General features: G+C 47.1%; 19 protein-coding genes and 3 tRNA genes. 12 read left to right on the top strand and 10 right to left on the bottom strand.

Features of this window, described 5'->3' with window-relative positions; genetic code table 11:
- Nucleotides 1–128: 128 nt before the first annotated feature.
- The 3 genes from GV64_RS00110 to ubiA form a co-directional block, all read right to left on the bottom strand.
- On the bottom strand, nt 129–707 hold the full coding sequence (locus tag GV64_RS00110; protein ID WP_020582589.1) for a hypothetical protein: 579 nt from the start codon (nt 705–707) through the stop codon (nt 129–131).
- A gap of 294 nt (nt 708–1,001) precedes the next feature.
- Complete coding sequence (locus tag GV64_RS00105) at nt 1,002–1,274, bottom strand: hypothetical protein (RefSeq protein WP_020582590.1); 273 nt, start codon at nt 1,272–1,274, stop codon at nt 1,002–1,004.
- A 345-nt stretch (nt 1,275–1,619) separates the two neighbouring features.
- Complete coding sequence (gene ubiA, locus GV64_RS00100; protein WP_152553874.1) at nt 1,620–2,525, bottom strand: 4-hydroxybenzoate octaprenyltransferase; 906 nt, start codon at nt 2,523–2,525, stop codon at nt 1,620–1,622.
- A gap of 164 nt (nt 2,526–2,689) precedes the next feature.
- Between ubiA and GV64_RS00095 the strand changes: the two genes are divergently transcribed.
- Nucleotides 2,690–3,499 carry a DUF3050 domain-containing protein gene (locus tag GV64_RS00095; protein ID WP_020582592.1) on the top strand — a complete coding sequence of 270 codons (810 nt, stop codon included), beginning with the start codon at nt 2,690–2,692 and terminating at the stop codon, nt 3,497–3,499.
- Here the strand turns inward: GV64_RS00095 and GV64_RS00090 are convergent.
- From GV64_RS00090 to GV64_RS00070, 5 genes are all read right to left on the bottom strand, one after another.
- The gene (locus GV64_RS00090) at nt 3,496–4,035 is read right to left on the bottom strand and encodes a chorismate--pyruvate lyase family protein (protein WP_020582593.1); all 540 of its coding nucleotides are present in this window, start codon (nt 4,033–4,035) and stop codon (nt 3,496–3,498) included. The two genes, GV64_RS00095 and GV64_RS00090, sit on opposite strands and share 4 nt — an antisense overlap.
- A gap of 61 nt (nt 4,036–4,096) precedes the next feature.
- On the bottom strand, nt 4,097–5,182 hold the full coding sequence (locus tag GV64_RS00085; RefSeq protein WP_020582594.1) for a BMP family ABC transporter substrate-binding protein: 1,086 nt from the start codon (nt 5,180–5,182) through the stop codon (nt 4,097–4,099).
- 89 nt (nt 5,183–5,271) lie between these two features.
- Nucleotides 5,272–6,198: an ABC transporter permease gene (locus GV64_RS00080; RefSeq protein WP_020582595.1), complete on the bottom strand. Its 927-nt coding sequence runs from the start codon at nt 6,196–6,198 to the stop codon at nt 5,272–5,274.
- Nucleotides 6,198–7,304, bottom strand: coding sequence for an ABC transporter permease (locus GV64_RS00075; protein WP_020582596.1), 1,107 nt, complete (start codon nt 7,302–7,304; stop codon nt 6,198–6,200). Before GV64_RS00075 ends, GV64_RS00080 begins: the two co-directional genes overlap by 1 nt.
- Nucleotides 7,304–8,998, bottom strand: coding sequence for an ABC transporter ATP-binding protein (locus tag GV64_RS00070; protein WP_152553873.1), 1,695 nt, complete (start codon nt 8,996–8,998; stop codon nt 7,304–7,306). Before GV64_RS00070 ends, GV64_RS00075 begins: the two co-directional genes overlap by 1 nt.
- A 380-nt stretch (nt 8,999–9,378) precedes the next feature.
- Here GV64_RS00070 and GV64_RS00065 point away from each other — a divergent pair, with 380 nt between their 5' ends.
- The 6 genes from GV64_RS00065 (at nt 9,379) to GV64_RS00040 (ending at nt 12,273) form a co-directional block, all read left to right on the top strand.
- On the top strand, nt 9,379–9,546 hold the full coding sequence (locus GV64_RS00065) for a rubredoxin (RefSeq protein ID WP_026258262.1): 168 nt from the start codon (nt 9,379–9,381) through the stop codon (nt 9,544–9,546).
- Between the two features lie 202 nt (nt 9,547–9,748).
- Nucleotides 9,749–10,021, top strand: a complete 273-nt coding sequence (locus GV64_RS00060) for an HU family DNA-binding protein (RefSeq protein ID WP_020582599.1) — start codon at nt 9,749–9,751, stop codon at nt 10,019–10,021.
- A 221-nt stretch (nt 10,022–10,242) separates the two neighbouring features.
- On the top strand, nt 10,243–10,602 hold the full coding sequence (locus tag GV64_RS00055) for a hypothetical protein (protein WP_026258263.1): 360 nt from the start codon (nt 10,243–10,245) through the stop codon (nt 10,600–10,602).
- Between the two features lie 242 nt (nt 10,603–10,844).
- A tRNA-Leu gene (locus tag GV64_RS00050) sits at nt 10,845–10,931 on the top strand.
- Nucleotides 10,932–10,981: 50 nt separating this feature from the next.
- A tRNA-Leu gene (locus tag GV64_RS00045) sits at nt 10,982–11,068 on the top strand.
- Nucleotides 11,069–11,820: 752 nt separating this feature from the next.
- Nucleotides 11,821–12,273 carry a hypothetical protein gene (locus GV64_RS00040; protein WP_020583223.1) on the top strand — a complete coding sequence of 151 codons (453 nt, stop codon included), beginning with the start codon at nt 11,821–11,823 and terminating at the stop codon, nt 12,271–12,273.
- A gap of 43 nt (nt 12,274–12,316) precedes the next feature.
- On the opposite strand, the gene GV64_RS23470 is transcribed toward GV64_RS00040, so the two are convergent.
- On the bottom strand, nt 12,317–12,901 hold the full coding sequence (locus tag GV64_RS23470; protein ID WP_020583222.1) for a TetR/AcrR family transcriptional regulator: 585 nt from the start codon (nt 12,899–12,901) through the stop codon (nt 12,317–12,319).
- Between the two features lie 148 nt (nt 12,902–13,049).
- On the opposite strand from GV64_RS23470, the gene GV64_RS00030 reads away from it, so the two are divergent.
- From GV64_RS00030 to GV64_RS00015, 4 genes are all read left to right on the top strand, one after another.
- Nucleotides 13,050–13,583 carry a VOC family protein gene (locus GV64_RS00030; protein ID WP_020583221.1) on the top strand — a complete coding sequence of 178 codons (534 nt, stop codon included), beginning with the start codon at nt 13,050–13,052 and terminating at the stop codon, nt 13,581–13,583.
- Nucleotides 13,584–13,592: 9 nt separating this feature from the next.
- Nucleotides 13,593–15,107, top strand: coding sequence for an FAD-binding protein (locus GV64_RS00025; protein WP_020583220.1), 1,515 nt, complete (start codon nt 13,593–13,595; stop codon nt 15,105–15,107).
- 1 nt (nt 15,108) lies between these two features.
- Nucleotides 15,109–16,767, top strand: coding sequence for a sulfatase-like hydrolase/transferase (locus tag GV64_RS00020; protein WP_020583219.1), 1,659 nt, complete (start codon nt 15,109–15,111; stop codon nt 16,765–16,767).
- Nucleotides 16,768–16,861: 94 nt separating this feature from the next.
- Nucleotides 16,862–16,937, top strand: a tRNA-Thr gene (locus GV64_RS00015).
- 120 nt (nt 16,938–17,057) lie between these two features.
- Here GV64_RS00015 and GV64_RS00010 read toward each other — a convergent pair.
- Entirely contained in the window at nt 17,058–18,173 is a 1,116-nt protein-coding gene (locus GV64_RS00010) for a 2OG-Fe(II) oxygenase family protein (RefSeq protein ID WP_020583218.1), read from the bottom strand.
- 270 nt (nt 18,174–18,443) lie between these two features.
- Here GV64_RS00010 and GV64_RS26050 point away from each other — a divergent pair.
- A partial coding sequence (locus tag GV64_RS26050; RefSeq protein WP_034843827.1) for a beta strand repeat-containing protein occupies nt 18,444–24,277 on the top strand: 5,834 nt, incomplete at its 3' end.

Raw genomic sequence — 24,277 nt, 5'->3', positions numbered from 1 at the left:
TTTTGTTCTTTGGCCATGACCTGAGCCGGTGTTTTTCAGGTAGTTCAGTGGGAAGGGAACGAAAATACTTTGCTAGATGATGAGTAAAAAATGAAGGCTGAGCGCTCTTGGCTCAGCCTTCAGTCGAGTTATTTCATCAGACTGGGAGCAAGCGTTAGTTGATCCACTGTAAAACTGTTTTTATGCAAATTTTCCATCTCTGCCTTAATCCTTTTCTTGTGCTCCCATTCTTTTAAGGTTCTATTTTCTTTCTCAATGCGCTCATTCCATTTCTCTTTTGCAATTTCAATTCCATATAGGAACCCTCCAACGCCACCGATGACAGTCGCTGCGATCTGTATCGTTGGTACAATTATCTGCACTGCTGGAAGTGCGGATAACAAAAAAGATGATGCTGTACCGGCTGCAAGGCCAAGACCCAGTCCGATAGTGGTTTCTTTTACAAGTGCTGTGGCGCAGATAACGACACGAATGGCGTAGTTTTTTAGAACCCAAAGTGCATGCGATATCTTTTGAGTGTAGGGTTTGCAAGCGCGAACAATTTCAATTGTTCTTTGCTTGATATGGCTTGCAGCGTCAATAACTGCTGATTTGATGGATTTGGCGACATTCCTGCTCAAGCGTACTGCTCTACCCAGAAAACAGGGACTGTCTTGGTGGTAATAACTTCCCTGGTTGCAGATGGCATAACTCGGCGTGATGACCATACTCAACCTCCACTTTAAATGGTACAAATGTGCCATTTTAATATTTTAGATTTTGGAAGGCTGAAATAGTTTTACAAGCTGATAACAAGACGGTTAGTGATACTAACATCGAAACTTGATCATTCTTAAATGACATCATTGACGTTGGTCTAAAGACAAGCGTTTGATAATAGTTGCTCTGTATACTTGAAATTACGAGGTGAAGAGAAAAAATCAATGAAATGACATTCGTTCGTTTTTTGAAAACAGTATTTAAATTATTGCTGTGAAATAGAAAGCCCTGAGCTGGCTAGGTCAATTTTGACAACCTTCTTTCTCAATACGTTCTTCCCATTTATCTTTCGCTATTTCCACGCCATATATGAAGCCCACTATCCCGCCAACAACTGTAGCTGCAAGTTTTATGGATGGTGTAATAACAACTATTGCTGGAAATGGAGATAGTAGAAAAAATGAGACTGTGCCTGCCGCAAGCCCCAAATCAAGTCCAATGGTGGTTTCTTTGACGATGGCGGTTGAGCAGATAACTAACCGGATGGAGTAGTTTTTAAGGGCAATCAGGCTCACGGATATCGAGTTTATATATGGCCTGCACGTTTCAATCAATAATACAGATCTTAGATAAAGATTTTTTGAGCAGGATGATGCCTTTGTTTTAGCTGTGTTGATAACACCCCTGGCAAAATTTTTGCTCCCACCCGAATCGCTGGGAGCAACTTGATAAAAGCAGTTTGTACTGTTGTGGATAACGGCAACTGATGTTGAAACTATACTTAACCTTTTGTTTTTTATAGCTTTGGCTTTCCCTGAAGTGTGTTTTCAATACAGCGCTATGGCAAACCTTAGAACCCTAAAAGCTCTGATGGCTGGGCACATGTCTAATTGTCAACGCCACCTAAGGCTCATCAGTAATCATAAAGAGCAGGCAATACCAAGGAAAATAACAGCACCAACCCAATGGTTAGAAAGAAAGGCTTTGAAGCAAGGATCTCTTTCACGGTGGCGGGTCAACCATTGCTGATGGGTAAAACCTGCAGCTGCAGCAACAAGGCTTAAATAGAATGGCCAGTTTAATTCCAGTTGCAACCCAAGCATCACCATAGCAATCAGAGTTATGGCTTGGAAGCAGCCAATAATCAGGTTGTCCATTTCACCGAATAGAATTGCTGTGGATTTGATACCTACTTTCAGGTCGTCGTCTCTGTCGACCATGGCGTACTGCGTATCATAGGCGACAGTCCACAAAAGGTTAGCAGTGAACAATAGCCATGCCTGAGTTGTCAGCACTCCTGCCTCTGCAGCAAATGCCATGGGTATGGACCAGCCAAAGGCAGCACCTAGCACCACCTGGGGGAGATAGGTATGACGCTTGGCAAAAGGATAGGCTGATGCCAGAAATAAAGCAGCGAAGGAGAGAGTGATGGTCAGTTCATTGGTTGTCAGTACCAACAAGAAGGCAATCAGAAAAAGGCTGCTTGCGTAAATCAGTGCTTCTCTGGGCGTAATTTTCCCGGTAACCAAGGGGCGCTGGTGGGTTCGTTTAACATGACCATCAAAATGTCGATCCGCATAGTCATTAACAACACAACCTGCACTTCGGGTGAGGATAACGCCAGCAATGAATACCACAAGGTTATGGGTTGTTGGTACGCCATCTGCTGCCAGCCAGAGAGCCCAGAGCGTTGGCCACAGTAAAAGGTAGATGCCAATGGGGCGATCCAGACGAGCCAGTTGAATAAAGTCTTTCCAGCGTGGCAGATGCTGATGCAGTAGCTCTGCGCACTTATTAGAGCCTGTTATAGATTGTAGAAATTTCATCTGCTCTCGTAAAAACTGTCTATGAGTAATAGGCACGACCTTCCAGTCGATTATTTTTTTGCCGATATCAATAGATGTGCAGCCAGGCTGCCATGTGTCCAATGTCTATGTAGTCTTTGTTTTGTCGGCCTGCCAGAGCCAATCGCTTACAGCAGGAGACTATCATGTTTACAAAAGACTTACGCCCTCTTCGAGAACAACTTTTCAATCACTCCCTCTACCAGAAAATTGACAGTGTGGAAAAGTTGTCTGTCTTTATGGAAGCTCATGTATTTGCTGTATGGGATTTTATGTCGCTGGCGAAAAGATTGCAGCTTGAGTTTACTTCCATGCAGTTGCCCTGGGTGCCTGTGCCAGACGCCCGGTCTGCCCGCTTTATAAATGAAATTATTCTCTATGAAGAGACGGATAAGGATCTGCATGGCACGCCAATGAGCCATCTGGAAATGTATCTTGCTGCCATGCGTGAAGTGTCAGCAGACACCAGCAAAATTGAGCAGGTTATTTATAGCATTAAGACTGGTGTTCCCTGGCAGCAGGCCCTGGTTGCTGCTGAAGTGCCAGAATACATTCAGGCATTTGTTTCGGATACGCTGAAGGTAGCCCAATATGGTTCGCTACCGGAAGTGGCCAGTTATTTTCTTTTTGGGCGTGAAGATGCCATTCCGGAGATGTTTTCTTCCCTGTTGAATCATTGGGAGATCCCTCCGAAGTCAGTTCCTTCCATGACCTACTATCTGGAGAGACATATCGACCTTGACGGGAATGAGCATGGCCCTGCTGCTGAGAGCCTGCTGAGACAGTGTATTAATGGAGACAAAACTGCAGAGAAGGCTGCAGTTGATAAAGCTAAAGCGGCCATCTCATCCCGGGTACGATTTTGGGATGGTCTTGAGGAGCAAATGGACAGAGTTACAGCTGAAGAGCAGCAGGGGGCTGCCAAAGCTGAGACTATTGATGAGGGTAACGCTTAGCGTTGTTCACGCTCAGGTAGAAAAACCTCGCAAACTGAGATAGGTTTCTCTCTCAAATAAAACAGGGATCGCCTGGCCCAGGCGATTTCTGTTTCAAAATCGAAATCGAGATGTGAGTTAAATTGACTGGCTTTCATGTTGGTAACTTCTATCGGGCCGCGGCGCAGGCCGGGCTGACTAAAGATGTATTCACCTAATGGCTTCTCTCCCAGTTCCAGAAGTACTTTATTCTCACCAGACAGACTTGATTCAGGTAAAACACTGCGGGCAAAAACAACTGGTTGACCTGAGCCAAATAGTAGGACTTCTCTTATGCTGGCTCGCTGATCATCACAATGAAGAAAGGCCTTCTCTGATGCATCAGGTTCCTGCCAGTCATGGGTGATAACTCGTACAAAAAATTCGTTGTTGTGTACTTGCTTCAGCCGCCGGGTAAGCGAGTGTTGATCCAGAATCATTTCACGAAGTGCATCGGGAATCGTTTTGGCTTCTTGAGCGGGTTGCCAGTTCATATCAGCAAAATCAGCAAGGGGCATCGGCAGTACATCCTGCCTGAAGTCGAACCAACGACTCCAGGACCTGTCAATCAAGTGGGGATTAATTAGGCAATGAGCCTTCAACACCCTCCACATACCAGTTCATGGAAAGAATATCACCATCGTTCAGCTTTGTACCCTCTGAAACTTTGATGGAACCATCCTGCGTTTTGATGGGACCTTCAAAAATAGTAAATGTTCCATCTGCGATCTGTTCCTTGAAGGTTTCGACCTGGGCAATGACTTTTTCGGGAATGGCTTTGTTATAAGGCGCCATTTCAACCATGCCTGCAGAGAAGCCACCCCATACATCTTCTGGCTTCCATTGCTTATCCAGTACCGCTTTGGCTGTGTCGGTATAGAAACCACCCCAGTGAACCATGCTGCCGGTCAGGTGAGCATCGGGGCCAAAGCGGGTCATGTCCGTGTCATAGCCAAATGCATACACTCCTTTGTCCTGGGCGGCCTGAACCGGAGCAGGTGAATCGGTATGCTGATTGATGATGTCGGCACCCTGGGCAATCAGTGACTCAGCCGCTTCACGCTCTTTGGCTGGGTCGTACCAGCTATTGATCCAGACCACTTTTACCGTTGCGTCAGGGTTTACACTGCGAAGGCCAAGCGTAAAGGCATTGATCCCCTGGACCACTTCAGGAATCGGGAATGAACCAACATAGCCAATCACATTGTTCTTGGTCATGTGTCCGGCAATAACGCCAGTCAGGTAGCGTCCTTCATAGAAACGGGCAGAGTAGGTGCCAACATTCTTCCCTCGCTTGTAACCAGTCGCGTGCTGGAATTTAACGTTGGGAAACTGCTTGGCTACTTTCAGCGTTGGGTTCATGTAACCAAATGAGGTGGTGAAGATCAGGTCGTGTCCCTGCTGTGCCAGTTTACGGATGACCCGCTCTGCATCCGCACCTTCAGAAACACTCTCAACATAAGTGGTTTCGATATTCTTACCCAGCTTCTCAACCATCTCCAGTCGGCCTTCATCATGGCCATAGGTCCAGCCGGCATCACCGACAGGGCCGACATAGACAAAGCCAACCTTTAGAGGCTTTTCTACAGCCGAAGAGAGTGTGGACAGGGTCATCAATCCTGCCGTTATTACGGAGACGATGGCCTTTTTGATAAGGGATTTCATGGGATGATCAGCTCCTTAGAGGTCTGTTTTATCATTAGAATAATGGCCTGAATTCCGTATCAAGCCAGAGTGGAATCATTAATTAGAGACTACCCCGTCGGATGGTAGGGTTTGCCAAGTGACATGGGGGCCAGCAGCCGGCTTCTGGACTGGTTACTTGATAGAAGCACCAGAACAATAATTGTTGCCAGGTAAGGCAAGGTTGCCAGCAGGTTGGAGGAGATGGAGGCTCCCATGCCCTGAAGTACCAGATGCATAATGCTTGCCAAGCCAAACAACCAGGCCCCCAGCAATACCCGTTCTACTTTCCAGCTGGCAAATACGACAAGTGCCAGTGCAATCCACCCGCGTCCTGCGGTCATGCCTTCCGCCCACAGCGGCGTATAGGCCAATGACAGATAAGCTCCCCCGAGGCCGGCCATGGCACCGCCAAACAGGAGTGCCAGCCAGCGCGTCAGTATGACCGGTAAGCCTACGGCAGTGGCTGAGTGTGGGCTTTCTCCGATGGCTTTCACTACAAGGCCGGGGCGGCTGAAGCGGAAGAATAGCCAGATAGCCAGCGCGATACCCAGCGAGCAGTAAACCAGAATATCCTGACTGAACAGGGCTTTGCCCAGAACCGGTATGTCCGATAAAAGCGGAATCAAAACGGGCTGGAATCCTGCCAGTGCCTGACCAATGTAGTCAGTGCCTACATAAGCACTCAGGCCCGCACCAAAAATGGTCAGAGCCAGACCTGTGGCGACCTGGTTAGCCCGCAGCTGGATAACCAGCAGGCCAAACAGAAGCGCCATGGCCATACCAACTATCAGGCTCATTATTACCCCGAATATTAGGCTTCCTGTGGTGATTGCTGCAATAAAGCCTATTACAGCGCCCATAAGCATCATGCCTTCCTGTCCCAGGTTAAGCACGCCACTTTTTTCACAGACCAGTTCCCCGAGGGCAACCAGCAGCAGTGGGGTGCCGGTTCGAACCATAGCAAAAAGAATGTTGGTGATCAGGTCCATATCCATTAGCAGTTGACTCCCGCATTACGTCCATGAGCTGGGGGTTGATTGGACATTGTTCTAATTCGAAAGCGGTAACTGATCAAAAAATCACAGGCCAGCAGGAAGAACAGCAGCATCCCCTGGAACAGGCTGCCCATTGCCAGCGGCAGGCCAAGATCAATCTGGCCCATCTCGCCACCCATATAAACCAGCGCCATCAGCAGACTGGCCAGTAAAATACCGATTGGGTGCAGGCGGCCAAGAAAGGCAACAATAATGGCAGCATAACCGTAACCGGGGGAGACAGATGGAACCAGCTGGCCAATGGGGCCGCTGACCTCAGAGATGCCTGCAAGCCCGGCCAGGGCACCGCACAGCAGCAGACTGAAATAAACAAGGCGTCGCTCACGGAAACCGGCAAAGTGTCCAGCACTGACATCCAGACCAATAACCTTCAGTTGAAAACCCAGAAAGGTTTTTGTCATCAAGACCCAGATGCACACCCCGGCAAACAGCCCGAATGCCAGGCCAATATGAAGTCGGGTTCCTTCCAGCAACAGTGGCAGTGTGACAGCCTCCGTAAACAGCGCAGATTCCGGAAAGTTAAAGCCATGGGGATCTTTTAGAGGACCATGCACCGCATACAGCAGAAGGTTCAGGGCAATATAGTTCAACATGATGGTGGTGAGGATTTCATTGGTATTGAAATGATTCCTCAGCAACGCAGGGATCAAGGCCCAGAGTAAACCGGCAACAGCACCAGACATCAGTACAGCGGGGAGTACCCAGATACCCTCCAGGTCCATCCAACTCAGGGCTGCCCAACTGCCCATCAGAGCCCCCATCAGTAACTGCCCTTCTGCTCCGATGTTCCAGATATTGGCTCTAAAACACACCGCCAGCCCCATGGCACAGAGCAGTATTGGGGCTGCTTTGACACCCAGCTCGGAAAGGCCATAGCTATCGCTTATGGGCAGAATGAAGAACGTATACAGGCCTGTCCATGGATCCTGTCCCTGCAAGGTAAAAATCACACCACCTGCCATCAGGGTGAGCAACACTGCCAGAAGGGGAGACAGGTATTTCATCAAATTTGAGTCTTGAGGCCTTCGTTCAATGGAAATCTTCATCAGGGGGTAAACTCCTTTTCCTGTATGTTTTGTTCCATTTCCGGTTCGACTCCTCTTGGGAGAGCATAGGCTTGTTCTGACGCTTCCGATTCCGGATTAGTAAACACTCCTGCCATCCACTGACCCACTTCATTAATGGATGTTTCCGTTACCGGTTTTACTGGTGACAGTTTGCCGTGGCAGAGAGCGCCAATACGATCAGAAACCTGAAAAAGCTCGTCCAGATCCTCAGAAAGCACGACGATGGCTGTACCTTTGTCTCGGAGGTCAATCAGAGATTGATGGATGAGGTTCGCAGCCCCAACATCAACGCCCCATGTTGGGCTGGCACAGATCAGCAATTTGGGGTTTTGCAGTATTTCACGGCCAATGATGAACTTTTGCAGGTTACCGCCGGAAAGGCTTTTGGCATCAGCTAAGTTCCCGTGAGCTTTTACCCTAAAGTTGCTGATTACGTCGTTGGCAAATCCGTGAATTCGTCGCTGTCTTAAGAACCCTCTGGATACCAGGTTTTGTAAAAAGCCGGTGAGAAGGCCGTTTTCGGAAAGCGACATATCCGGCACAGCTCCCCGGCCAAGGCGCTCTTCTGGCACTACAGCCATTCCCAGGCGTCTTCGTTTGCCGGGCGTTAACTTTCCAATGGCTTGGTCATCCAGAGTGATAAAATCCGGTGAGGTAGCCAGCCTTTCTCCACTGAGCAGTTGAATCAATTCTTTCTGGCCATTTCCGGCAACACCGGCGATGCCAAGAATTTCCCCAGGCTTTACGGAAAAATGGATGTCTTGCAATGCTGTTCCAAAGTCACCCAGTGCGGCTTCCGTCAGCCCTTGGACGGCAAGACGCTTATCTTCCACTTTATTCGATGAAAAGCTGTAGCGCTGCCCCAGTGTAGTTTGACTGCCCACCATCATACTGGCCATGTCCTCAGTGCTGGTGGTTTTAGGATCACAGGTTCCAGCAATCTTTCCATGTCTCAGTACAGTGGCTCTATCACACAGGGCTTTCACTTCCTGAAGCTTATGACTGATAAAAAGCAGGCTGCAGCCTTCTGCTGCTAGCTTTCTTAGTGTTGCAAACAAGCTGCTGACTTCCTGCGGTGTCAGCACAGAGGTGGGCTCATCCAGAATCAAAAGGCTGATGTCTTGTACCAGGCAGCGAATGATCTCAACCCTCTGGCGTTCTCCAGTAGATAAGCTGTGCACATGACGGTGAGGGTCAATAGGCATACCGTAATGGCTGGAGATTTCCTCGATTCGCCGGGCAAGATCCTTGAGTGAGCCTGCTTCCCTTTTGTCCATGGACAGGGCGATGTTTTCTACCACGGTTAATGTTTCAAACAGTGAGAAGTGCTGGAACACCATGCCGATTCCAAGGCGCCTGGCATGGGCTGGAGATTTAAGGGGCTGCGGCTGGCCATCAAACCAGATATGTCCACTGTCTGGCTGGGTCACACCGTAGAGGATTTTCATCAAGGTGCTTTTTCCTGCACCATTTTCACCCAGCAGGGCATGGATTTCGCCGGGCTGGATGGCAAGGCTTACCTGATCATTGGCAACCACACCCGGATAGACTTTGGTGATTCCTTCACAGCGAATACGGTAGAAGTGGTTGTCACTTCTGCTGTTTTCAAAAACAGCGCCTGTGCTTTCCAGGCGGAGTGACCGGCTGGATTCTGGCTCATGACTTGCGGGCATTATAATCTCTGATGACTTATCTTTATTCTTCTTGATGATTCCATTCATCACTGGAGTCTGCTCAATACAGCGCTTTTTTTGTTATTTTTGCTAAACGTAATGCTGTTGCATCTAACTGCTTGCATAGTCTAATCCCCTGTATGCAGTGCTCTTTTCATGTTAAGAGCTGAAATGCTACTGGAAAGCCAATGATGCAAAACTCAGGGTGGGCATTTTGCCAGAAGATCACGGTTTTTTACTACCCAAAAAAGACTTATGCTGGCAGTCCTTGGTGTGAATCTTTTTTTGTATGCTTACCTGTTGAGCTCCTGAGACATCTTTTTAAGCACAAGACATACCAGAAATAAACAGTTTTCAGAAGGTATGAGCCGGAGAGAATGATGAAAAAATGGCAGTGTATTATCTGTGGTTTTGTTTATGATGAGTCTGCCGGATGGCCTGAAGATGGCATACCCGCCGGAACTGCCTGGGAGGATGTCCCAGAGGATTGGCTTTGCCCTGACTGTGGTACAGGCAAGGCTGATTTTGAAATGCTGGAGGTCAGCTAACTGGGAAAAATAGTCGGTTTCAGGGAAAAATACCTGAATCTATTGTTCCAGACTATTGCCCTGAAGGCGGTGGTGTTTTAGTCTGTTTTTGTCTGTGAGCCATACGCCTGAAGCCAAGAGCTTGTGTTGTCCTTGCTCAGGAAGGGAAAAAACCCTTGATTCAAGGGAAGAAACAAGAAAAACAAAACGGAGTGTATTCACTATGCGTAAACCTGATCTGGTCAATGTTATTGCTGATGAAGCGGACATCACCAAAGACAAAGCAACACAAGCTCTGAATGCTGTACTGGAAGCGATTACTGGTGCTTTGCAATCAGAAGACACGGTAAACCTGGTAGGCTTTGGTACTTTTGAGCAGCGGAGCCGGGCAGCTCGTACCGGTAAAAACCCTCAAACCGGTGAAACTATTCAAATTAAGGCCAGTAAAACGGTCGCTTTCAAGCCTGGTAAAGCGTTAAAAGACGCTGTTAACTAAGTTCATGCTCGGCCTTCTGTAGCAATTTGACTACAGATGTCTATTTGTGGATAGCCTGACTCAGGCTATCTCTGCGTATTTATGTATTGCTTGCACACACTTCCCAGAAAACATTTTCCTATTGTTCAGCCTGATTAAGGCAGTGCGCTGGGAAGATGTTTTCTTTTTATGTTCTTAGACTGATTTTTTAGATAAACCTGCAAACCAGAGGGGGCTGTATTTTGAAGTTCAGATTGTTGTTATGGGCACTTGGTTTCATGATGAAACGAGCCAGCCGGAAGAGCCAGACTTTCCGAAAAACACTCGAAGGTCAGGATCTGACTTTTCAGTTGAGCAGTAAGGATGGTGTTGCACGTCATTATATTGTGAAAGATGAGCAAGTGTATCCGGTATCCGGTGCCATTACAGACCCAACATTCGAACTATCCTTTGCTTCTGCTTCCAAAGGTTTTGAGATTTTAACGGCTAAGAATTCACAGGAAGCATTTATGCGAGGTGTTCAGGAGCAGAATATCGTCGCGACAGGTGATCTCAGCAAAATGATGTGGTTTCAAACCATGACTTCCGCTATGAAAGGCTGATGCTTCCTTGCGAGATAATTATTCAGGGTAATCATTTCTATTGTTTCACTTCTGGAAAGTACAAAATAATGGCCATGGATTGGGTTTGTTAATATCCATGGTTTCTTTGGCTATGTGAATAACCGAATCAAGTATCAGTGTATTCCCTGAACCTTAGTTAAACTTATTTTAAGAGGTTGACAGTCTATCGGCTGATCTCTATTATGCGCCGCATCGCTGAGTTGTTGGACGGCGGTGACAAGGCCCAGGTGGCGGAATTGGTAGACGCGCTAGCTTCAGGTGCTAGTGTCCGAAAGGGCGTGGAAGTTCGAGTCTTCTCCTGGGCACCAAATCAAATGATTTCTGTCTTGTCATTAAAATCAACAATGCTTTCAGCTATGCCCAGGTGGCGGAATTGGTAGACGCGCTAGCTTCAGGTGCTAGTGTCCGAAAGGGCGTGGAAGTTCGAGTCTTCTCCTGGGCACCAATTCTCACAAAAAAGCCAGACTTTATAGTCTGGCTTTTTTGTATGTGTCATTTTCTCCTCAACTTCTGATGCTTCTTTCTTAATTCTTTTGTGCTTTTATCAAGTCGTCATTTAAAAGGCGAGTGTCATCTATGGCGAATATCTCACACGAACAATGGTTTTTTCCCGACTGCAAAGAATACGTAAAAACCGCAACATGGTAATCGTCAGCTGAGACAGGAAGTCAAACGAAGCCATGGAGGCAAACGGCTGGCACATCAGGGATGTATTTTGGCAGGGAGCCAGTGGGCAGGATGTCCTAGACCATTCGGGATGATGGATAAAGGGAAAGCAGGGAGACTCTTCGGGCAGGATGCCTAAACTTCAGGATGAAGTTATCTACAGGGAGTCATAAGGACAGATCCAGGGAGGGTCTGTTTTTGTTTGTATTGACGGTTAAGTCCTATACATTTGTTTGCGCTGCCTTTCACCTCCCCGTCATACAATAATTTGTCAGATCCCTTGTATCTCTGTGCAGTACACAATGCTCTAAATGGGTTTGGAATATTTAGTTGCCTGAGTACTTGTATATCCAGTTTGTAACTGTCGTTTAATATTTTGTCATATTCCCCTTCTTGATGTGCTAGTGAATAGGCCGTAACAGTTTTTTTTCAGTGGCTGAGCGCTACAAATAATTGAATCAAAACGATTTTAAGCTTGTCCCATCATTAGCCGATATATCACGAAAAGTTATCGGGTGGGGATATATTGTTATGGAATCGGCCTTAAATCGCAGCTTTTTGTTTTTATGGCTAATCTCTGTGTCATTGTTTTTTATTTTGGGTGTTCTGTCCCTGCAGTTTGAAATTTACCGTTGGTTTCCAGCTTTTGGTTTTATAGGTTACTCGATTCTGTTGTTGTTATTGCTGACAACCCTGTCCAGGGCCTGCCTAAAATGGCACTACATTGCAATCAGTGGCACATTAATTCTCTTTGGAGCCGTTGTATCTTTGGATATTGTGGTATCAAAAGAGGCGATTATTGCTGATCTTGCTGCACTTGAAGTGGAAGGCTTACGAACGGTTATCTCTGACCCTGTGATGGTCGATAATTATGTAAATATTCTGGTTGTTTTACTTAATATATTTACCAGTAGTGTTGCTGGTAATGCGCTGTTTTATGGATTGAATTCCCGAAACTTCCAGGAAAATAACTCTGTTGTGTAGTTTGCAGTATTCCTTATAGATGTATCGGTTGGCCTTTCCATCATTATTTAATATGGCCTGATATTTGATTGCCCAAAACAGGTTTTACTGTTGCCGAGAATAGCTTTTGTAACTCAGTTCTACTTTTATACAAAGGGCTTGGTGTTGCAAGATAGCTAAGGACTATCCTGTTAAACAGCTCAGAGGTTATCTCCATATCCAGATGAGCTGGATTCTGACTGTAACGCTTTAAAAACTCTTTTTCCCAGAATCTGATGGAAAATACCCTGAAATTTTCAGAACAAAGGTACAGATCATTCATAATGGGAAGAATGTCTTGCCCGAATAGAAATGAGTGGGATGAGACTTCAGGGCCTCTTTCAATGCTATACAGTAGTGCCTCAATAAAGAAGTCATCAAAACTCTGGGTCTGTCTGAGCGCTTGAGACATGTCATCCAGAAACTCTCTCGCAGCCTCTTGAATCACATAACTGAGTATTTCATGGTGGCTGGAGAAGTGCCTGTATAGAGTTCTTCGACTGATTTCAGCTTCTAGTGCAATTTCCTCCATGGATGTTTTCAGTATGCCTGTTTGTTGATAGCAGCGTTTGGCTGCATTCAGAATACGCTCGGGTGTTTTGTTTGCCATCAATAACGTCTTCCCATGGGGTTATTGCCTTTATTGTCACATTATTTGCAAATTGTGTCATTGTGATGTCACACTAATCACGAATTGAGACATTTTTTGCTCGTAATTTCGATCGGCCAGTTGGTTAAACAATAATAATAGGCTCACAATGATTGCAGAAAATCTGTTTGGCCCAGTACGACAGTGGGGCTTTTTGGTGAAGGATCTCGACCATGCCATGAGTCAGTGGCATGACGTGATGGGTGTCGGGCCTTGGTGGGGCTATCGCAATGTTCCTCTTGAAACTGAAGTCAATGGAAAGGCCTATGAAGTTCGAATGGATGTTGGGCTTGCTTTCCAGAATGGTGTGCAGATAGAGCTTATTCAGCAAACTAATAACGTACCCTCTCCCTATAGTGACTTTTTTCTTCATTCCGATGAGAAACAGGTTTTTCACCAAATTGCTTTTTTTGCGCCTGATATAGAACTGGCTTTGGAAAAGGCCAGAAATGCAGGGCTTGTTGAAGTCGGCTTATGCAAGACACCACTGCAACGATTTTACTATCTGAATGCTCCCTGGCTGGGTAATACGGTTATTGAACTGATGGAGGTTAATGACAGTTTTGTTTCTGGCTATGAGTTTTGTGCCAGAGAGGCTGCAAGTTGGGATGGTAGCAACCCATATCGACTCATCTCGCTATAAGGAATAGACATGGATGGTAAAGAGTTTTCTCCTATTCGAGAGCCAGAGGTTTCTGAATGGCAGGATAGTGCTGACCTTGTCATTGTTGGTTTTGGTATAGCAGGGGCTTCTACAGCATTGGGTGGTTGTGAGTCCGGCGCCAGTGTGCTGGTGCTGGAGAAGGGGAGCGGTATAAATGGCACAACGACAATCGCAGCTGGTCATTTCTATCTTGGTGGAGGTACGCGACCACAGTTAGCTAATGATATAGAAGACAGTATTGAAGATATGTTCAATTATCTTATGGCCAATACACCAGATCCGGATGTTGAGAAAATCCGACTCTATTGTGAACAAAGCGTTGATCACTTTACCTGGCTGGAGAAGCAGGGCGTCCCCTTTAATGATGGTTTCTATCAACAGAAGCATGTTGAGCAGCCGACGGATGAGTGCCTGATATGGTCGGGCAATGAAAAAGCCTGGCCTGTCAGTGAAAAGGCCAGGCCGGCACCTCGTGGTCATAAGGTGGCTATAGAAGGGAGTGGTGGTGGCAACCTTGCCATGAAAAAGCTGCTTGAGACCGCTGAAAAGTCAGGTGTGCGCTTTCAATATAATGCAGCAGTGAAGCAGCTTGTTATCAACCTTAGCGGTCGAGTGGTCGGCGTCCACTATTCTCAATTTGGACAGTCTTACTTCGTCAGAGCGAATAAGGCGGTCATTCTTGCTGCCGGCGGATTTACCATGAGCTCTGAAATGCTCAGAGAGCATTGTCCCCGGCTGGCTGAAGAAGGGGTAATGAAACAGGGTAACCCTAATGATGATGGTACGGGTATCCAGTTAGGAGTATCGGTAGGCGGTGTTACTGCCCATATGGATGGAGCTCTGATTACTTCTCCCTTTTATCCTCCGGAAAGTTTAATCAAAGGTATTCTCGTCAATAAGCATGGCAATCGATTCATCAATGAAGATTGCTATCACTCACGTACGACAGATGCCTGTTTAAAGCAGGCAGAGGGAAAGGCCTGGCTGATTTGTGATAATGCTATTTTTGGCCGACCATTGTTTGGTATGCAGGAGCTAGTCGATGCTTGGGAAACGGTCGAAGAGATGGAGCAAGATCTCAAACTCCCCAGAGGGGAACTGCAGAAAACCCTGACCAGTTATAATGACTTTGCGAAACAGGGTGAAGATCCTGAGTTTCACAAACACTCAGACTGGCTTCAGCCCATTGTTGAGCCTCCTTTTGCTGCCATTCAGTGCAGTTTCAATCAGTCCATCTATGTAGGCTTTACCCTTGGGGGCTTAAAGGTTTCTATTGATGGTCAGGTGCTGGATGAAAATAGCCAGCCTGTTCCCGGGCTTTATGCGGCAGGAGCCTGTGCCTCAAATATTGCTCAGGATGGTGCGGGTTACTCAAGTGGTACCTGCCTCGGTGAGGCAAGCTTCTTTGGCCGAAGAGCCGGGAAGCACGGTGCTGCTTTGTCAGAAAAGAATAAACAAGAAAAGCATAAGAAAGTTGCTATAAAAACGGCAGCGGAAGTCTGATATGAAAAGAAAAACATCAAAGAATCATGCCAACAGATGGCTTCCATTGCTTATGTCATCACTGCTCTCATTATCATCCATCGCCGATGAAAGACCCAATGTCATCGTTATGGTGGCGGATGATCTTGGCTGGGCAGATGTTGGCTTTCATGGTGGTGACATTGATACGCCCTCGCTGGATAGCCTGGCTGAAGAAGGTATGGAGTTAAGTCGTTTTTATACGACACCTATCTGTTCGCCAACTCGTGCCGCGCTGATGACTGGCCGAAACCCCATGCGTTTGGGTGTGGCTTACGGGGTCTTCATGCCCTGGGATACGGCAGGCATTCATCCTGATGAGCATTTTCTCCCGGAGAGTTTTCTGAATGCCGGTTATCAAACGGCAATGGTTGGCAAGTGGCATCTTGGTCATGCTCAGCAGAGTTACCATCCCAATGATCGGGGGTTCGAGCACTTCTATGGCCACCTGCACAGTGAGGTTGGCTACTATCCACCGTTTGCGAGTCAAAATGGGCGAGACTTTCAGGTTAATGGTCAGTCCATTCCAGATGATGCCCTTGGTGAGGAGAACTATGAGACTTTCCTTCTGGCGGATGAGGTGTCGCGCTACATTAAAGAAAGAGATAAGGAGAAGCCTTTCTTTGTTTATATGCCATTTATTGCTCCTCATACCCCATTGAGTGCACCGCAAGCACTGCAGGACAAATACAAAGACATCAATACCGATCTACCGCCAGCACGAAGTCCGGATACCGATAATACCCGGACGATCTCAAAGCTGCTGCTTCAGCCCAGTGCTCGACCCATGTATGCCGCTGTTGTTGACGGAATGGATCAGGCTATAGGAAAAGTACTGAAGAGCCTTGAAGACGAGGACATTGCTGATAACACCATTGTGATGTTTTTCAGCGATAATGGGGGAGCCGCTTATAGTGTTGGTGGTGCCAATAATGCGCCTCTGCGGGGTGGTAAGGGGGATGCATTTGAAGGTGGTATTCGTGTTGTTTCAGTGATTCGCTGGCCAGAAAAGATTCCATCCGGAAAGAAGATGGATCAGATCATGACGATAATGGATGTTTTTCCAACATTGGCTGAAGCTGCCGGGATTAAAACCGGAAATACAAGAGCGCTGGATGGCCGCAGCTTATGGCCATCCATTATCGAAGGTGAAGAAGCTCCCAGGGATGAGTATGTATTTTTCGCTTCTGAGACGCCGATATACGGTCACTTCAACCTGACCCTCTTTAATGATGAATGGAAGCTGGTTCAGGTGGTTGATCAGGAGCAGATCACAACGACCGTCATAAATCATCTGTTCAAAATCTCTGAAGACCCCTATGAATACAATAATCTGGCAGATCAGCATCCTGAGATAGTAGCTGAACTTTCCAGTCAGATGCGCCAGTGGCAGTCGCTTTATCCTGTCAATGGGCGTCGCTCCCAGCTGGTGCCCCCTCCAGGTTGGCGTGCGCCTCTGGACTGGGCAGATTACCCGGTACCTTTAGAGAAACTACAGGCCAAAGCTGCTCCAGGTATGCCTCCGGAATATGCCTTGAAACTGCTGGATATGCAGCACGGGGAGCGAGGCAGGCTGGTTTACGACTGCGAAAGTCGTTGGTGGTCATTTGGATTATGTGTGCGTAATAGCAGGTCAGAATAGCGGGTTTCGAGAGTACCTGACATAAAATAAGGATTAGGCTGCATATGGAAGTTGACAAACACATCCAGCATAAATATTATTCACCACGTTCCTTGCCGGTATAGCTCAGTTGGTAGAGCAACTGACTTGTAATCAGTGGGTCCCGAGTTCGACTCTTGGTGCCGGCACCATACGAAAGTCCTGAGAAATCAGGCACAAAAAAGCCTCAGCATTGTCTGGGGCTTTTTTGTGTCTGGGAGTTAGCTATTCAGTCTTCTTATGTCGTATAGATATGAGCAACACAAATAGTTTTACTCATCACACTGGTAAGGCTCGACACCATCCCCTAGAAAACGGTTATTGGCTTCCCGTATTTTTGCTGCCGCATCATCATAGAGAAAAGGAAGAGTCACATAGCGCGTTCCTCTGGTCACAGGGGTTGCTGCATGCATCAATGAGCAGGAAAAAACAATTGCACCACCCGTGGGTGGTTTATATTTTCGAATTCCATACTCGGGAAACCAGAGCTCCCCACCATCGTAATCGTCACTGTTCAAGTTAATGCTTATTGCAAATCGGCGGTGAGCAGTGCCTTTAGTCGTGTTGTCTCTGTGCTCCTTGAAGAAGCCCGCATTGTTTTCGTCATAGCAGGCCACAATATAGCGTTCTATGCGTGTAGCCTGAAACTGGAAAGCTCTGGCAATTTCTGGAACCAGCCGGGACTTAATTCTTTGTCGTAGTGCAATTTGTAGCGTTTCATCATCAATATTAACATCGGTACGACGTTTAACCTTATTATCTCTGAGTTCAAGCGTTTTCCCATCTACCGTACGCATAAAACCTGAGGGTTCTGCCTGTCCTTCCTGGTAATAGTGGATAAGGGTCTCGCAGAGTTCGGTTTCCAGTACTCGTGGTACCAGTAGCACTGGAGCCCAGAGGTCGATACTTGGAGAAACATGGCGTGCAGGCTCAGGTAAGCTCTGCATGACTTTGATAAACGCTTCAGGTTGGTCAATGCCGCCTTTAGCATAAACGCGTAAGGTTGGGTCGAGGATTAGCCAGTATGGGGAGAAGGTTTCTTTCTGTGAGGCATGATCATAACCCAGTGCTCCGTATTCTCTGGAAATACTGCCATCTTTATCGTGAAATATGCGCTGTTTCGGAAATGCGGATAGTGTGAGCGAATTATTAAGATCTTTGTCGTTCAGTGAAACAGCAAAGCGGACACTTTTATTATCATTAGTAATTAATTTTGAATTTTTAATTGCTTCTTGGAATTTTATAGTCGGCGGTGCTGAACAGTTACCCAGAAAAACTAGTCCAACAAAGCGTCCCGCAACACTTGAAAAGGCAAAACGAGGATTGTAAACCGTGTGAGCATGAAACCAGGGAGCGGGCTCCCCCCAGGAAGGAGATCGATTGGGCATGATTTTTTTACACTAATTTATTAATAATAATTATTAAAAATATTTTTTAATTATGAATCATGTTTTGGAGAATGCACTTATTTTTATTCTTTGAATTAATGGCCTTGAATAACTATACCTTATTAAGATGCCTGTAGTTTAAAAGGGAGTTTTTCTATTTAATAGTGCCGGCGGGAATTATCGATAATTAAAAGATCAATAATTAATCAATATTGATAGGTTATTCCTTTTCTTTGCAATTAGTGAAAAAGAATATACAGGGAAGTTGCCATGGCCGAAGAGAACGGCGCCAGTGGTGATCAGCAGTCGCAAGCCGCTGGAAGTTCAGAGGAAAGTACTGAAAATAATAACAAAAAAGTAGAAAAAGTTAGTTATGACGCATTATCAAAATCGGTAGTTAAGACTGCCTCAGGTGATACTCAGTATCTGCTTGATGTCAATCCAGATGACATTCAAATGGAGGTCAGAGGGCCTGACTTTGTCCTTGTTTTTCCTGGTGGAATTGAAGTAACGCTGCTACTTGCAGGCGTAATGACTGCAACAGAGAAAGCTATTGAGTTTAAATTTGCTGATGGAACCGTTGTTAGTGGTGATGATTTTATTGCAAAGGCTAACTTTGCTGAGTCTGAAGGGGTTCCGGTAAATACGCTCAAAGGGGAGGAGGGAGAATCAGAAGAATCTGAAGAGGATTCAACCGAGCAGCAAAAGCAGGCTTACAGCGAAGGCGATTCCAAAAAACAATCAAAGTCCACAAAAGAAATAAAGAAAAACGAAGAAGAATTTAAGCAAAAGCCTGTAGAAGAAGTTGAGCCCAGAGATGGTGATGCAGAAGAGGTGCAAGTATCGACAAGCACCTCATCAGCCTCTTCAAATGAAGAGGATGTCGCACCTTCTCTTGCTGACTCTAATATTGATATTTCGTTTTCCGTTTCTGTTACCAATGTAGGCTCTAAAGTAGCTGGACAGCTTGTTGTTGGTGGTGGTGGTAATAGTCCCTCTGTGACTCAGGCTGATCCGGAAATTCACTTGGGTGCCGAATATTTTGGTGGTGCTGGTGAAGGTGAAAACGGCGAAGATCCAGATAATTCTCTTAATAAAAACAATGGCTTGGAGATATATGGGGATGATCCGGCACTTTTCAGTAACTCTTTAAACAGTAAAGAACTTGTTCTTCAAAATGATGCCAATATCACCGATATTGCAGCGATTTATGTTGAAAATATACCCGATGGCTGGAGCGTAGCTGGTGGTGCTGATCAGGGCGAAGGCAGCTGGTTACTGCCCAGTTTGACCAATTTTGTTCTTACCTTTCCCTCACAGTCTGACAGTCAGATTGTTGACCTTTCTTTCAAAGTTGTTTTCAACGATGGAACCTCAAATGACTATGGAATACCAGTTGTTCGTAGGGATGCTGATACCCCTGATGAACTTGTACTGACCTCAACAGGACTGAATCCACTGGTTCTCGACACCAGCCCTACGGATGATCAGATTATTACCGGAGATCAGGGAGATACTATCCACGCAGGTGTCGGTGATGACATTGTTAATGCTGCTGGAGGGGATGACTTTGTTTCCGGTGGTTCAGGTAACGATCAGCTTGATGGTGGGGCTGGCTCAGACACCATTCAGTACAGCTTTGAGTATCAAGGCACTACTTATAGCCCTGACAGTGGAGTTTCCGTTGATCTCAGAGCAGGTACTGTTGCAAATGATGGTTATGGTACTGCTGATACGATCAGTAATTTTGAGAATGTTGTAGGGACTTCCCATGACGACACTATCATCGGCAGTGAATATGTAGATACAAGCGATACTGGTGCCAATACACTCACAGGCTTAACGGGTGATGACACACTGACTGGGTTGAGTGGTGATGATCAGCTTTTAGGGGGCGTTGGCCTTGATACGCTCAATGGAGGAGATGGTAATGACCTCCTGGATGGTGGCGATGATGCGGATACACTATCTGGTGGCGCTGGAACAGATACCCTGAAAGGTGGGACTGGCTCCGACGATATTGATGGTGGCGCTGATACGGACACAATTGATTACAGTGATGAAAGTGGTTTTGTCATCCTCAATCTTACCACTGGCAGCGCTACCACAAGTACTGGTGATGTAGACACTCTCAGTAACATCGAAAATGCAACCGGAACTGAGGGTGACGACCAGATTTTTGGAGACCTTGGCGCTAATGTCTTAAATGGTCTGGGTGGCGATGACGACATCTTTGGTGGAGATGGAATTGATACCATCAACGGCGGTGCTGGTAACGATGAGCTTAATGGTAATCAGGGCGACGATGTTATTAATGGTGGTGCAGATAACGACACCATTCACGGTGGCTTTGGTAATGATACTCTGAATGGTGGAGCCGGTATTGATACGTTGGACATGGTAGGGAATGTTACCGGTCCAAATGATACGCCTGATGATATTACTGTTGACTTGAGTGCTTCTCCTGATGGCTCTGGCCCAGTAACAGTCAATAAAAGTTACGGAGGGGGGCTTTTTACTGGTACAGATACGGTTACCGGTTTTGAGAATATTACTACTGATCATGGCAATGATACTTTGATCGGTAACGACCTCAATAATGTTCTGATCAGTGGCCGAGGTAACGACACGCTCAGTGGTGGTGAGGGGCAGGATACACTTCAGGGCGGAACCGAAAATGACACTTTGTCTGGTGGTGCCGGAAACGACATCCTTGAAGGCGGAGATGGTGACGATACTCTCGATGGAGGTGCCGGTAATGATGACCTCCGGGGTGGTGATGGAGTTGATACCGTCAGCTTTGCTGCTCTGAGTAATGCGGTCAGTGTTGATCTAAGCGATGGGCGTATTTCCAATGATGGCCTTGGTGGAACCGATACCATCAGCTCTATAGAAAACCTGGAAGGTACAAACCTCTCTGCCCAGGGGGATACTCTGCTGGGGGATGCTTCCGATAACGAGATTTTCGGCCTTGATGGTGATGATGTCCTCGGTGGTGGTGGCGGTACAAATACCCTGGATGGTGGTACGGGCAGTGATACTGTGAGCTATGCCGGTGAAACCGGAGATATCACAGTTGATCTCAATGACACTTCTAACCCTGTAATCACAGCAACTGGTCAGGACACACTGGTTTCCATTGAAAATGTATCCGGTGGTTTCGGCAATGATGAACTTCGGGGTACCGCGGCAGACAATGTCATCAGAGGTGGGGATGGTGATGATGTTATTGAAGGGCGTGGAGGGAATGACACCCTTGATGGCGGTAATGATGGTTCCTCTGGAGATACAGTTGATTACAGCAACGCGACTTCTGATGTAAAGGTCAACCTTTCTGGAACAGACTACACCGCTTCTTACGGTATTGGTGCCAATACCGCGCTGGACGGTGAGGGAGGCACAGATAGTCTTCAGAATCTTGAGCATGCAACAGGTTCTACAGGTAATGATGTTCTGATAGGAAATGCTTCAAATAACATCCTTCAGGGTGGAGATGGAACTGACACATTTATCGGTGGTGATGGCAGTGACATCATCAATGGTGGAGCAGGCGCTGAAAGCGATACCGTCGATTATTCGGGAGTTTCAGGAGCCATTGCTGTTGACCTTGAAAATGACACAGCAACCAATGATGGGTTTAACAATACCGATACCCTGACCAGTATTGAGAATGTAACCGGTGGTTCCGGTGATGATGTGATTACCGCCGCAGATACCGGTTCAGAAGGCAATGTCTTACGGGGCAATGCTGGAGATGATCAGCTGTCCGGTGGTGGTGGTGTTGATGCTCTGTATGGTGATGATGGTGACGACACTCTCATTGGTGGTGCTGGAGCAGATCAGCTTTTTGGTGGGGAAGGTGATGAAACCAATGGTGATACTGCAGATTACAGCTCCGCATCCATTTCACTGCAGGTCGATCTGACCAGCGGTAATGTTGCCAATGATGGTTTTGGTACGCAGGACACGATTTCCGGAATCGAGAATGTTATTGGTGGCTCTGCGGGAGACCAGCTGACGGGTAATGCCGACAACAATACCCTGACCGGTAATGATGGTAATGATGTCCTCATTGGTGCAGATGGTGCTGATTCACTGTTGGGTGGATCAGGAGATGACCAGCTGACTGGGGGAAGTGGTAACGATACTTTAAATGGCGGAACTACCGGCGAAACCAATGGTGATACGGCCATTTATAGTTCCGACTCTACAGACCTTGCTGCAGACCTTGCTGCAGGGACTGCAAGCAGCCTGCTCAGTGGCAGTGATACATTAACCAGTATCGAGAACGTCACCGCAGGCAGTGGTAATGACACTCTCTATGGTAACAGTGCCGATAACCAGCTGCTTGGTGGGTCTGGTGACGATACCCTCCGTGGACTTGGCGGGAGTAACACGCTCAATGGAGGAGAAGGTAACGAGACCCGGGGAGATACGGTTGATTATTCTGGCAGTACTGGTGTTGTTACAGTCGCTCTTGATGGTTCACTGACAAACACAAATGGTATCGACTCTGGAATCGATACACTCATCGACATTGAAAACGCTACCGGTGGTAGTAACAACGATATTCTCATTGGTAATGCGGACAACAATATTCTCAGTGGTAATACCGGTGACGACACCATCAGTGGTGGTGCTGGTGATGATACTTTCTATGGTGAAACCGAGTCCGCAGGCACCAACCCTCCCAGTCAAGGTAGTGATACCGTCACATATTCTCAAGCCACTGGCAATGTAACCGTTGACCTGGGGAGCCAGCTGGCCAGTGATGATGGTTTTGGGGATCGGGACTTCCTCTATGGCATTGAAAATATTACCGGTGGTAGTGGTAATGATGATATTACCGGTGATGTTTTTGATAACGAGCTCAGAGGGGAGGGTGGCGACGATATCCTTGCCGGCAGAGCAGGAGACGACACCCTTGATGGTGGCGCTGGTACTGGTGATTATGCTGATTACAGTGATGCTAGTAATGCGATTACGGTGGATCTGGCTGCAGGTCGTGCTTCAAATGATGGTGATGGTGGTGAAGATACCCTGACTGGCATTGAAAATGTCACTGGTAGTCGGGGTAACGATGATATCCGTGGTTCTGCAGATGCCAACACATTGGAAGGCGGAGATGGGAATGACCTGCTTTATGGTGCTGCAGGTGATGACATTCTTGATGGGGGAGCCAATACCGATACTGCAACCTATTTAGGTTATGGTCGAGGTGTGATTGCCACACTGGTGGATGGAGGTGATGGCACCGCAACGGATGCGGGTGGTACTGAAACCGATACTCTTCGAAATATTGAAAATCTCACCGGTACTTCAGGGTATGGCGACACATTAACCGGTAACAGTGCTGACAATGTGCTGACGGGGGATGGTGGTAATGACACGCTGAGCGGTGGTGCTGGGGCGGATAATCTACAGGGGGATGCAGGTAACGACATCCTTGCTGGTGGAATTGGCAGCGATACCATAAATGGTGGTGCTGACATTGACACAGTCACTTATGACGGTGTTTCCCTTGATGTTACGGTGAACCTGAAAAATGGCACCGGAAATGATGGAAGTGGTGGTAATGACTCGCTCATCAGTATCGAGAATGCTATTGGTGGCAGCGGGGATGACACTTTAACGGGAACTGATAGTACCACTATTGGCAATGAGCTCACCGGTGGTGGCGGTGACGATACTCTCATTGGTGGTTTGGGTAATGACACTCTGGACGGGGGAACTCATGGTCCTGGTGGTGATACGGTTGACTTCATTGATGGTACCAATGGTGTAACCGCCGACCTGTCCGCTGGAACAGCAACGGACAGTGAAGGTGGCAGCGACATCCTTCAGAACATCGAGAACCTGACCGGGACCACGGGTGATGACAGCCTGACCGGTGATGCCAATATAAATGAACTGCTGGGTGAAGCCGGTGATGACACCCTGGTGGGTGGTGACGGTGCCGATACTCTGAACGGTGGTGAAGGCGGTGAGACCGATGGTGATACCGCGGACTACAGTGCTGCTGCAGTTGGCGAAGACCTTGTCATTGATTTGTCCACAGGTACTGCCACCGACCAGTTCGGCGAAACCGATACTCTCCAGAACAT

The sequence above is a fragment of the Endozoicomonas elysicola genome (genome assembly GCF_000710775.1).
GTDB lineage: Bacteria > Pseudomonadota > Gammaproteobacteria > Pseudomonadales > Endozoicomonadaceae > Endozoicomonas > Endozoicomonas elysicola.
Note: the sequence above shows the minus strand (reverse complement) of the source record. Positions and strands in the feature narration are given on the sequence as shown.